This window comes from Burkholderia sp. MSMB1589WGS (genome assembly GCF_001636105.1).
Lineage (GTDB): Bacteria > Pseudomonadota > Gammaproteobacteria > Burkholderiales > Burkholderiaceae > Burkholderia > Burkholderia humptydooensis.
In genome coordinates, this window is record NZ_LNJT01000007.1 from 717731 (window position 1) to 729593 (window position 11863).

Annotated in this window: 9 protein-coding genes and 1 pseudogene; all 10 read right to left on the bottom strand. The window is 69.5% G+C overall.

Annotated features, from left to right (window positions below; genetic code table 11):
* Nucleotides 1-8: 8 nt before the first annotated feature.
* Entirely contained in the window at nt 9-1232 is a 1224-nt protein-coding gene (hutI, locus tag WT16_RS11225) for an imidazolonepropionase (protein ID WP_059933841.1), read from the bottom strand.
* Nucleotides 1229-1882: a HutD family protein gene (locus tag WT16_RS11230; RefSeq protein WP_063533352.1), complete on the bottom strand. Its 654-nt coding sequence runs from the start codon at nt 1880-1882 to the stop codon at nt 1229-1231. Before WT16_RS11230 ends, hutI begins: the two co-directional genes overlap by 4 nt.
* Nucleotides 1882-3570 carry a urocanate hydratase gene (hutU, locus tag WT16_RS11235; RefSeq protein WP_045554830.1) on the bottom strand — a complete coding sequence of 563 codons (1689 nt, stop codon included), beginning with the start codon at nt 3568-3570 and terminating at the stop codon, nt 1882-1884. Before hutU ends, WT16_RS11230 begins: the two co-directional genes overlap by 1 nt.
* Before the next feature lie 42 nt (nt 3571-3612).
* On the bottom strand, nt 3613-4308 hold the full coding sequence (gene hutC / locus WT16_RS11240) for a histidine utilization repressor (protein WP_006025899.1): 696 nt from the start codon (nt 4306-4308) through the stop codon (nt 3613-3615).
* Between the two features lie 4 nt (nt 4309-4312).
* Nucleotides 4313-5836, bottom strand: coding sequence for a histidine ammonia-lyase (gene hutH / locus WT16_RS11245; protein WP_015601965.1), 1524 nt, complete (start codon nt 5834-5836; stop codon nt 4313-4315).
* Between the two features lie 320 nt (nt 5837-6156).
* The gene (locus WT16_RS11250; RefSeq protein ID WP_063533353.1) at nt 6157-6951 is read right to left on the bottom strand and encodes a 4'-phosphopantetheinyl transferase superfamily protein; all 795 of its coding nucleotides are present in this window, start codon (nt 6949-6951) and stop codon (nt 6157-6159) included.
* Nucleotides 6952-7040: 89 nt separating this feature from the next.
* On the bottom strand, nt 7041-8051 hold the full coding sequence (locus tag WT16_RS11255; protein WP_015600498.1) for an alpha/beta fold hydrolase: 1011 nt from the start codon (nt 8049-8051) through the stop codon (nt 7041-7043).
* Between the two features lie 552 nt (nt 8052-8603).
* Nucleotides 8604-9317, bottom strand: a complete 714-nt coding sequence (locus tag WT16_RS11260) for an autoinducer binding domain-containing protein (protein ID WP_009913036.1) — start codon at nt 9315-9317, stop codon at nt 8604-8606.
* Between the two features lie 677 nt (nt 9318-9994).
* Complete coding sequence (cysC, locus tag WT16_RS11265; protein ID WP_015601213.1) at nt 9995-10597, bottom strand: adenylyl-sulfate kinase; 603 nt, start codon at nt 10595-10597, stop codon at nt 9995-9997.
* 95 nt (nt 10598-10692) lie between these two features.
* Nucleotides 10693-11416: pseudogene (locus WT16_RS30910) on the bottom strand (FAD-binding domain-containing protein); the annotation flags it as partial.
* Between the last annotated feature and the right edge of the window lie 447 nt (nt 11417-11863).

An 11863-nucleotide genomic window follows, 5' to 3' on the forward strand; every position in this document is an offset into this window, starting at 1 on the left:
TCTTCCGGTCAGCGCACTTCGCGCGCGAACACCGTCACGCCGCCCTTCACGACCCGCTCGCACAGCGGCCGGCCGAACCAGTACGCGAGCTCCGCGAGCGTCGATACCGCCCACACCGCGAAGTCCGCCTGCCGCCCCGGCGCGAGCGAGCCGTGCCGGTCGCCTGCGCCGAGCGCCGCCGCCGCATGGCGCGTGACGCCGAGCAGCGCCTCCTGCGCCGTCAGCTTGAAGAGCGTGCAGCCCATGTTCATCGTCAGCAGCAGCGACGTGAGCGGCGAGGTGCCCGGATTGTGGTCGGTCGCGAGCGCGATCGGCACGCCGTGGCGGCGCAGCAGATCGATCGGCGGCAGCTTCGTCTCGCGAATGAAGTAGTACGCGCCCGGCAGCAGCACGGCCGTCGTGCCCGATGCGCGCATCGCCGCGACGCCCGCCTCGTCCAGATATTCGAGATGATCGGCCGACAGCGCGCGATAACGCGCGGCGAGCGCGGCGCCGCCGCCGTTCGACAATTGTTCCGCGTGCATCTTGACGGGCAGCCCGCGCCGCGCGGCCGCCTCGAACACGCGCTCGCTCTGCGCGAGCGTGAAGCCGATCCGTTCGCAGAACACGTCGACCGCGTCGACGAGCCCTTCGTCGGCGAGCGCGGGCAGCATCCGCTCGCAGACCTCGTCGACGTATTCGTCCGCGCGGCCCGCGTATTCCGGCGGCAGCGCGTGCGCGCCGAGGAACGTCGTGTAGACGCTCACCGGAAAGCGCTCGCCGAGCTGCCGCGCGACGCGCAGCATCCGGCGCTCGCTCGCGAGCTCGAGCCCGTAGCCGGACTTGATCTCGATCGCGGTCACGCCCTCGGCGAGAAGCGGCCGCAGCCGCGCGGCCGCCTGCTCGACGAGCGTCGCCTCGCTCGCGTCGCGCGTCGCGCGCACGGTCGACACGATCCCGCCGCCGCGCTGCGCGATCTCTTCGTAGCTCGCGCCCGCCAGGCGCTGCGCGAACTCGTCCGCGCGCTGGCCGCCGTAGACGAGGTGCGTATGGCAGTCGACGAGGCCGGGCGTCACCCATGCGCCGCGCAGGTCCTCGCGCGACCAGTGCACGTAGCCGGCCGGCACGTCGCTCGCGCGCCCGGTCCACGCGATCGTGCCGTCGCCGTTCACCGCGATCGCCGCGTCCGCGATCGTGTCGTTCGGGTCGCCGTGCGCGCACAGCTTCAGGTTGTGCCAGAGAATCGATTTCATCCGCTCGAGCCTTGTGCATTGTCTTGAAGAAGCGTCACGCCGACCGCGAGAAGCGCGCCGTCGCCGCGAACCGCGCACCGCAGCTCGCCGTTCGCGGGCGCTGGCGCGTCGATGCGCAGCGTGTCGAACGCACCCAGCGCGACGCTCGCGCCGCCGCCGAGGTCGACGACGGGCGCGCCGCTCGCGCAGAACAGCAGCACGGTGTCCGCGCACAGCGCGTGCGCCGCGCCGCCGCGCCATACGTCGACGCCGCCGCGCGCGGCGTCGCGCCGGATCATCAGATTGAAGTCGCGCGTCGGGCCGTCGTGCAGCTCGGCCGCGATCGCCGCCTCGCCCGCGAACGCGGCGCGATCGAGCGGCGCGCGCAGCGCGTGCCGCGCGCCGTCCGCGCCGACGAGCGTCATCCCCGCGCCCGCGAGCAGCACGAGCGTGCGGTCGACGCCGGGAAAGCGCGAGAACGGCCCCGGCTCCGCGACGTCCGCGACGCTCACGCGCCACGCGAACGCGTCGAGCGCGCCGTGGCCGGCGCCCTCGCGCGGCGGATGCGCGGCGATCTCGCGCGTCACCCCGCCGCCGTTCTTCCACGGCGACGCAACGAGCGCGTCCGCGCGGATCAGCGTCGCGCGCATCGGGGACGGCGCGGCCCGCATCAGCGTCCGAGCATCGGCAGCTTCAGGCCCGCTTCCTTCGCGGTGCGCTGCGCGAGCTCGTAGCCGGCGTCCGCGTGACGCATCACGCCCGTGGCCGGATCGTTGAACAGCACGCGGCCGAGGCGCTCGTGCGCGGCATCGGTGCCATCGGCGACGATCACGACGCCCGCATGCTGCGAGAAGCCCATGCCGACGCCGCCGCCGTGATGCAGCGACACCCACGACGCACCGCCCGCCGTATTCAGCAGCGCGTTCAGCAGCGGCCAGTCGCTCACGGCATCCGAGCCGTCCTTCATCGCCTCCGTCTCGCGGTTCGGGCTCGCGACCGAGCCGGTGTCGAGGTGGTCGCGGCCGATCACGACCGGCGCCTTCAGCTCGCCGTTCCTCACCATCTCGTTGAACGCCTGGCCGAGGCGATAGCGATCCTTCACGCCGACCCAGCAGATCCGCGCGGGCAGCCCCTGGAACGCGATCCGCTCGCGCGCCATGTCGAGCCAGTTGTGCAGGTGCGCATCGTCGGGGATCAGTTCCTTGACCTTCGCATCGGTCTTGTAGATGTCCTCCGGATCGCCCGACAGCGCGACCCAGCGGAACGGCCCCTTGCCTTCGCAAAACAGCGGCCGGATGTACGCGGGCACGAAGCCCGGGAAGTCGAACGCGTTCTCGACGCCCATTTCCAGCGCCATCTGGCGGATGTTGTTGCCGTAGTCGAGCGTCGCCGCGCCGCGCGCCTGCAGCGTCAGCATCGCGCGCACCTGCGCCGCCATCGACTGCTTCGCCGCGCGCACGATGCTCTGCGGATCGACCTTCTGCGCCTCGCGCCACTGCTCGACGCTCCAGCCCTGCGGCAGGTAGCCGTTGATCGGATCGTGCGCGCTCGTCTGGTCGGTCACGCAGTCCGGCGTGATGCCGCGCGCGACGATCTCCGCGAACACGTCGGCCGCGTTGCCGAGGAGGCCCACCGACACCGGCTTGCCCGCGCGCTTCGCCTCGTCGATCATCGCGAGCGCTTCGTCGAGCGTCTTCGCCTTCCTGTCGACGTAGCGCGTCTTCAGGCGGAAGTCGATCCGCGATTCGTCGCACTCGACCGCGATCATCGAGAAGCCCGCCATCGTCGCCGCGAGCGGCTGCGCGCCGCCCATGCCGCCGAGCCCGCCCGTCAGGATCCAGCGGCCCGCCGGATCGCCGTTGAAGTGCTGGTTCGCGACCGCGAAGAACGTCTCGTAGGTGCCCTGCACGATCCCCTGGCTGCCGATGTAGATCCAGCTACCCGCCGTCATCTGGCCGTACATCATCAGGCCCTTGCGGTCGAGCTCGTTGAAGTGGTCCCACGTCGCCCAGTGCGGTACAAGGTTCGAGTTCGCGATCAGCACGCGCGGCGCGTTCTCGTGCGTGCGGAACACCCCGACCGGCTTGCCCGATTGCACGAGCAGCGTCTCGTCGCCGTTCAGGTCTTTCAGCGACGCGAGGATCTGGTCGAAGCAGTCCCAGTTGCGCGCCGCGCGGCCGATGCCGCCGTAGACGACGAGCGCGTGCGGATGCTCGGCGACCTCCGGATCGAGATTGTTCTGGATCATCCGGTACGCGGCCTCGGCGAGCCAGTTCTTGCAGGTCTTCTCGCTGCCGCGCGGCGCTCGGATCACGCGGGTCGGATCGAGGCGCGGATCGATGTGTTTCGGGTGGTTCATCGCAACTGCTCCCGGAAAAGGATGTGAAGGTTCGTCAAGCGTTCAGAAATGGCCGGTGAAGCGATAGCGGCTGCCCGGATGCCAGAGGTTCGCGACCGAGGCGACGACGCCCTGCGACCACGTGCGCCGATGCAGCACGAGGCACGGTTCGGCTTCGCTCATCTCCAGCTCCTCGCGCATCGCGCGATCGGGCATCGCCGCCTCGATCCGGTACTCGACGCGCTGCAGCGGCGCGACACGCGTCAGGTACTGGTTCGGCGTGATCGCCGAGAAATCCTGCTCCGCGTAATCCGCGGCGACGGCCGGATTGACCCAGCGTTCCTCGAGCTGCACGGGCTCGTCGTTCTCGTAGTGCAGCATCACCGAGCGGAAGAGCCTCGTGTGGAGCGGCACCTGCATTTCGTCGGCGAGCGCCTCGTCGGCCTTCATCGTGACGAGGTCGAGCACGCGCGCATGATGCTTGTGGCCGCGCGCGGCGACTTCGTCGGAGATGCTGCGGATCGCGACGAGCGTCGATTCGTATTTCGGCCGCGCGACGAACGTGCCCGCCCCCTGGATGCGCGTGAGCACCTGCTCGGCCGTCAGCTCGCGCAGCGCGCGGTTGACGGTCATCCGCGCGACCTTGAACTCGCGCGCGAGCTCGTTCTCGGACGGCACCTGATCGCCTTCCGCCCATTCGCCGGCGTGAATGCGCGCGAGGATGAAGTCCTTGATTTCCTGATAGGCGGGTGTGCTCATCGTCTTATTGTTCCGATTCGAACGACAGCGGGCTCAGCGTCGCGAACGCGCGCTCGCGCACGCGCCGCGCGATCACCGCGATGTCGGGCGCGAAGTAATGGTCGAGATCGTAGTGCGCGACATCCGCGCGGATCGTCTTCATCGCGTGCCGCAGCGCCGGGCTCGTTTCGTGCGGCGCGCGCAGGTCGACGCCCTGCGCGGCGGCGAGCAGCTCGATCGCGAGAATGTTCGCGACGTTCTCCGCGATGTCCGCGAGCTTGCGCGCGGCGAACGTCGCCATCGACACGTGGTCCTCCTGGTTCGCCGACGTCGGCAGCGAATCGACCGACGCCGGATGCGCGAGCGTCTTGTTCTCCGACGCGAGCGCGGCGGCCGTCACGTGCGCGATCATGAAGCCCGAGTTCACGCCGCCGTCCTTCACGAGGAAAGGCGGCAGGCCGGAGAGCGTCGCGTCGATCAGGAGCGCGATGCGGCGCTCGGCGAGCGCGCCGATCTCGGCCACCGCGATCGCGAGATTGTCGGCCGCGAACGCGACGGGCTCCGCGTGGAAGTTGCCGCCCGACAGCACCTCGCCCGTATCCGGGAAGATCAGCGGGTTGTCCGACACCGCGTTCGCTTCGACAAGCAGCACGCCGGCCGCGTGGCGGATCTGGTCGAGGCACGCGCCCATCACCTGCGGCTGGCAGCGCAGGCTGTACGGGTCCTGCACCTTGCCGCAGTCGCGGTGCGACACGTTGATCGCCGAGCCGTCGAGGAGCGACCGGTACGCGGCGGCCGCGTCGATCTGGCCGCGATGGCCGCGCAGCTCGTGGATGCGCGCGTCGAACGGCTTCACCGAGCCCGCCGCCGCGTCGACCGACAGCGCGCCCGACACGAGCGCCGTGCGGTACAGGTCTTCGATCGCGAAAAGGTTGTCGAGCGCGAGCGCGGTCGACGCCTGCGTGCCGTTCAGGAGCGCGAGGCCCTCCTTCGCTTCGAGCGTGAGCGGCGCAAGGCCCGCGACGCGCAGCCCGTCCGTCGCGCTCGCGCGCTCGCCGCGGATGAACACGTCGCCGATGCCGAGCAGCACCGCCGACATGTGCGCGAGCGGCGAGAGATCGCCCGATGCGCCGACCGAGCCCTTGACCGGGATGAGCGGCAGCACGTCGGCGTTGAACAGCTTGACGAGCGCGTCCATCACGACGCGGCGGATGCCCGAGTGGCCGCGGCCGAGGCTCGACAGCTTGAGCGCCATCAGGAGGCGCACGACGGGGCGCGCCATCGGCTCGCCGACGCCCACCGCATGCGACAGCACCAGGTTCTTCTGCAGCAGCTCGAGCTGATCGTGCGGGATGTGCGTGCTCGCGAGGCGTCCGAAGCCCGTGTTGATGCCGTACGCCGGCTCGCCCTTCGCGGCGATGTCGGCGACGGCCTGCGCACCCCGGTCGATCGCGGCGAAGCTCGCGGGGTCGAGCGCGATCTGCACGTTCTCGCGGGCAATCCGGCGCAGTTGCGGGAGAGTCAGGCGGCCTGGGGTCAGCGTGATCATGAAGGGGTCCTGTCTATACAAGTTTTCGGAATGAGACGAGTGTAGTGATTCGATGTTGTATAGACAACTTGTTTTTCAAAAACCGGGGCTAGGAGTTTCCCCTAGGGCCGGCGCGCTCGTGAGCGCAGTCGACGCCGCGATGATCCGCGATAGCTCGCGATCGCCGGTGATCGCCGGTGATCGCCCCTCGATGGCCGAAGGCATCGCAATCGCCATGCAAGGCCGTGAGGAATCCGCCGGCCGCGGAATGGCGCGGGGCATGGCGGGACGACGCAACGGGGCGAACGCCGATGCCAATCCCGCGCCGCCGCGCACCGCGGCTAGAACGCCCCCTGCCCGGCGCGCCGCCACGCCAAGCAGGCCGCATAGCCTGCGGGCGCGTCGAGCCACGCGGCGTCGAACGCCGCCACGCCGCTCGCGGCCGACGTCGGATCGACGACGCCGACGCCGGGCGCGCGGCCCGCGCCCGGCGGCGCGCCGCCGCCGGCGAGCACCGAAAACGCGGTCAGGCCGCCGCCGATCCCCGTGCCGAGCGCCTTCAGCAGCGCCTCCTTCGCCGCCCATACGCGGTAGCACGCCGATTCGCGTTCGTCAGCGGGCAGCGCGTCGATCGCCGCGGCGTCCGCGGGCGCGAACGCCGAGCGGCCAAGCGACCTCCAGTCGACGTCCGCCCGCCGCGCCTCGATGTCGACGCCGACACGCACGGCGCGGCTCCATGCGATCAGCGCGTGCGCGCCCGAATGCGATACGTTGAAGTCGAGCGTCGGCGCGCGCGCCGCATGCTCGGGCGCGAGCCGCGGGCGGCCCGACGCGTTGGCGACGATCCGCAACTCGGCGGGCGGCAAGCCGAGCGCCGCGCCGATCACGCCGCGCACGACGGCGCGCGTCGCGGCGCTGCGCAGCGTGTCCTCTGCGCGCATGAAGCGGCGAGCGCGCTCGCGCTCGGCATCGCTCAGCCACGCAAACGCGCATGTGCGGTGCGCGGCGTCGAAATCGAAATCGAGCCGCACGAGCCGCACGCCGGCGCGTTGCGCCGCCGCGGGCGGCGACAGTTCGACGGCCCGAAAGGCGGCGTCGGTCGGGAACGGCAAGGCGGCGTCGGTCGGCTGGCGCATCGGCGGCGGTGCACGTCGTGCAGGCGGTGGAAAGCGCTCGATGGTAACGGATCTTCGCGCGCGCCGGCCGCAGCCGTCTCTCGCGCCGCTCAGCCCGCGGCCGTCCGTCCTGCCGCTTCGTCGCGCGCCGCGAGCCCGCGCTCGGGCGGGGACGACTGCCGATAGACGTCGCCCGGCGTCCCGGGCGCGAGCGCACCCGTCTTCAGCCAGCCGAGCGCGATCGGCCAGAGCGTCGGTTCGAAGCGGCTGTGGAAGAACGCGAAATGCCCGATCGACGCCGCGCCGATCTGCTCGGGCGCGATCCGCAGATGCGTGACCGCGCTGCGCGTGTAATAGCCGAGCAGGCGTTCGACCGCCTCGACGCTGCCGAACTCGTCGTCCGACAGGCCGATCGCGAGCATCGGCGCGGTGAGGCGCGTGAAGCGCTCGACGAGATCGCGCCGCGCGTCGGACGTCTCGTCGAGCGGCGCGCGCACGTACGCGTCCTCGAAGCGCGGCCGGCTGCGGCTCCACGACAGCGCGACGCCGCGCGGCGTATCCTCCATCCAGCCGAGCCGCTTGGCCGGAACGTAGCCGAACACGCGTGCGAGAACCGGCATCGCGAGATGCCATTTGATCAGCATCCGCAGCCGGTGCGAGCCCGCGTAATCGCGCCAGTACGCATATTGCGAGCCGACCGTGAGCACGCGGCGCACGAGCGGATTCGACGCCGCGAGCCCGAGCACGACGCCGCCGACGCTGTGCGCGACGACGTCGACCGGCTGGCCTGCAAACGTGCGCGCCGCATATTGCAGCACCGCGTCGCAATCGAGGCGGCCCCAGTCGAGCCAGGTCGCGTGAAAGCCGGCGAGCGAGGCGGGCCGCGATTCGCCAATGCCGCGATAGTCGTAGACGAGCACGTCGCTGCCGTGGCTGAACAGATACGCGGCGAAGCGGAAGTAATAGCGGCAGCGCACGGACGTCGCGCAATTGACGACCGTCACCGGCCTGCCCGCCGCGGGGCCGCGATGCCGCCACGCGAAGCCGCGCACGGGAAAGCCGTCGGCGGCGGGCGCGATGAAGGGCTCGGGCGGAATGGCGTCGGGTTGCGGGTCCGGCATATCTATCGTCTCCTTATATCTTCGATTTGTCGGGGCGGGGCGCCGCGCGGCCGTCCGCTCTCGTCAGTCGTCCGCGGACCGGCGGATGCACGTCCGTCGATCGCCCGCCGGAATCGGGCGGCATCGCGATGCTGCGACGCCGCGCGGGCACGGCGACGCGCGCCGATGCGCCGCCGTCCGCTCAGGTTCCGCATTGCTTCGGCCCCGGATGTCGCCGCGCGGACATCGCACGGCCGAATGGCCCGAATGGCCCGAATGGCCGCCGCCTGAATGGCCGCCGCGACGCAGCAACGATACGTTACTCGATTTGCGCGAAGCCGGCAGCGAGCCGCGCCAGGTCGGGAAACGGCGGCGCGCGGTGAGCGAAACGCGCGTGACCCAATATGCGCCGACCCATACCTGCCGTCCCGAGCCGCGAGCGAACGGTGGCGATATTGCGCGGACGCCGAAACGCACGACGCGGCGCGGTGCGCCGAACGCCGCCGGCCGGAATCGTCGCCCGATGCCGGGTTGCGGCGGCGTACCGGTACGCCGGGCTTTGCCCGCCCCCGCTCAGCTCAACAACCCGAGCATCGCCGCGCGCACGACGGCTGCGGTCTTGTTCGCGGTCCTGAGCTTCAGGATCGCGTTCTTCACGTGGAAGTTCACCGTATCGACAGAAATCGCGAGGATCTTCGAGATCTCGCCGGACGTCTTGCCGTCCGCCGCCCATTTGAGCACCTCGACCTCGCGCTCGGTCAGCCCGCGCTCCGGATCCGCCATCAGTTTCGGCAACATCATGCGGCCGAGCGCGGCGTGCGCGGTGCGCACGAGCCAGCGCATCCGGTATTCCTTCGCGTCGAGCTCCGCCTCCGTCACTGGCCCGCGCGAGCGGACGAGCGCGAGCATGCCCATGCCGCCGTATGCGTCGAAGCTCGATTGCGCCCAGCCGAACCGCAGTCCGAACGACTGCGCCTCGACCCACATCTGATGCGAGGACGCAAACAGCGTCTCGCTCAGGACGACCGGCTGCTGCGATCGGCGGCCGTGCGCGAGGATCGGATCGATGTCGAGAAAACCCGCCTCGACGTAGCGCCGCTTCCATTGCTCGGGAAAATTGCTGCGCGTCTCGATGCGCGGCCTGGACAGCGGCCAGGGCACGCGCAGCCCGTATGCGCAGTATTCGAAATCGAGGGCCGTCGTCGCGGTTTCGATGCTCCGAAACGCCTCTTCCTCGGATCGTGCGCTGTCGAGCCCCGCCAGCAGATCCTCTGCCCAATTCCCCATCGCCGCCCTCATCGGACCTCCATGCTCGGGCAAGCCGAAGTTTCTCGCGTAGCGGTACGATGCGCCGCGCCCGACGCGGCAATGCGAGGCAAGATCAACCGGCCCGAATGATCAGCATGTATTTATGATTGATTGTGCTTATGCGGTTTGCGTTTTCGTGTAATGCGATTCGAATTACACATGCGCAGCGACCTTCGGGCAAATGAGATTTTTTCATTCCCCAAAACGGCCCCATACGCTGCTCGAATAGCCGAAGAAATCGCTCAATGCTTGCTCGGATTATTCACGCGCGACGCCAGAACATCTCAAAAAAGCCTTTGTGCAGGCATCGGCGGAGCGGGCGAAAAGCGAGTGAAAAGCGGGCGAAAGATAATGGGTGCATCGACACGCGCAGCGAGTGCGGCTTGTGTGATATCGAAATTTTTAACCAAAAAGTAAATCGGCGCATTGCGACGCGAGGCACGCGCGACGCATTCGTCAGTTGAATGACGCGCGCCGCGTGCGAGTCGGCAGATGACGAACGTCTGCCGACGGGCAGCGCGACACGCCTGCCGGCGGCGCGCGATCGAACGGGAACGAGCAGGAAAACGAGCGCTGCGGCAAGCGCCGGGAATGCGCCGCGTGATCCGCTGCGCGGGCGGCAAGCGAGCCCCCGCGCGTCGCGAATCGAACGTCCGTCAGCCGAGCGCCGTGGCGGGTGCGGATGCGGCGGCGGCGAGTTGCGCCGGCAACGCGTTCACCCGCGCAAGCTGCGCCATGACTTCGGCGAGCGAAAAAGCGACGCTGCAGTTCGTCGTGTCGATCAGGATATCGGGAGCCACGGGCGGCTCGTACGCGCCCGACACGCCCGTGAACTGCATCAGCCGCCCCTGCTCGGCGCGCGCGTACATCCCCTTCGGGTCGCGCGAGCGGCACACTTCGAGCGACGTCGCCACGTAGGCCTCGAAGAAGCCTTTCCCGACGATCGAGCGCGCGAGATCGCGATGCGCCTGCAGCGGCGAGATCGTCGCGACGATCACGACATAGCCTTCGCGCTGGAACAGCTTGGCGACGTGCGCGAAGCGGCGGATGTTCTCCAGCCGGTCGGCGTCGGAAAAGCCGAGATCGGCGCAAAGGCCGGCGCGCAGCGCATCGCCGTCGAGCACGACCGCCTTCGCGCCGCCCTCGATCAGCCGGTTCAGCAGCGCGTTCGCCGTCGTCGTCTTGCCGGCCCCCGGCAGCCCCGTCATCCATACGACCGGAGCGACCGCCTCCGGCGGAAAACCGCCCATCATGTCCATGCGTTAGCCTCTTTCAAACCCTCTTTGGCGCGAGATGAGAGTTTAACCACTGAAAAAGATAAAAAATGCGCTCTTCCCGGATTATTTCAGACGAATTAATTACAAAAAATTAAATGCTCCAGCACCGGCTTCATTGGGTTGTCGCAAATGGAGTCGAGCGCGCGCCGGCGCGCGGCGTCGTGCGCGACGATCGGCATCGGATAGGTGTCGCCGAGCCGCACGCCCGCCGCGGCGAACTGCGCGGGCGGCGCGGCCCAGGGCTCGCGGAGCGCGGCCGGCGGCAAGCCGGCCAGTTCGGACGCTCAGCGCCGCACGTAGGCGCCGTCCGGATCGAACCGCCTCCCCTGCGCGACCGGATTGAAGATCCGGAAGTACGGCGCGGCGTCCGCGTCGACGAGCGTGTCCCAGAACCACGCGTCGCCCACCCGCCAGTCGATCAGCAGATGCTTGACGAGGAACGACGCGCAAACCATCCGCGCGCGATTGTGCATCCCGCCCGTCGCCCGGCGCTCGCGCGTGCCGGCATCGACGAGCGGACAGCCCGTTGCGCCGCGCCACGCCGCCACGCGGCGAGCGCGGCGGGATCGTCGCGCCACGGCATCCCGTCGAGCGTGTGACGCAGGCTGCGGCGCGGCAGGTCCGGAAAACGATAGGGCTGAGCCCAGCAAGACTCCCGCCAGCCGAGCTCGCTCAGAAACGTGTCGAGATCCGCCTGCGTCGCCGCGCGGTGCGCGGCGTCCTCGCCGAAACGCCACGCTTCGCGCAAACCGCCCGCCCAGTCCGGGCGCTCGGCTCGAGCCCGAGTGCGTCGAGCTCGATCACGGGGCGCCCCGACTCGGCGGCACGCGCGAGCGCGGGATGACGGTACACGCGCAGATCATCGCGAAACCCGACGACGGCGGGCGCGGCCGGGACGGATGAAGACAACGGACGGACTCCGATGAAAGACAAACGAAACAAAGTCAACGCGGACCGACTGTATCGGACGCGGCGCCGCGCGCTCATGCTTCGTGCACCGCCCCCCAAAATATACGGAATTACCCTCGGTTTTACGCGTCGTCCGTTCGGCAATCATGGAATACGCGGACGTTTGAATCGCCCCCCGACGCAAGCGGTATCGCAACGCCTGCCGGCCGCGCCGATGTTTGGAGGTCGCGCCCTATTCCGAATGTTTGGCTGAACGATAATTGAACACGTATAAATCAGCGCAACGGGCATGAACCCGTCGGCGCGAACGGCGATCGCTTGCGCAAGCGATCGATCGGA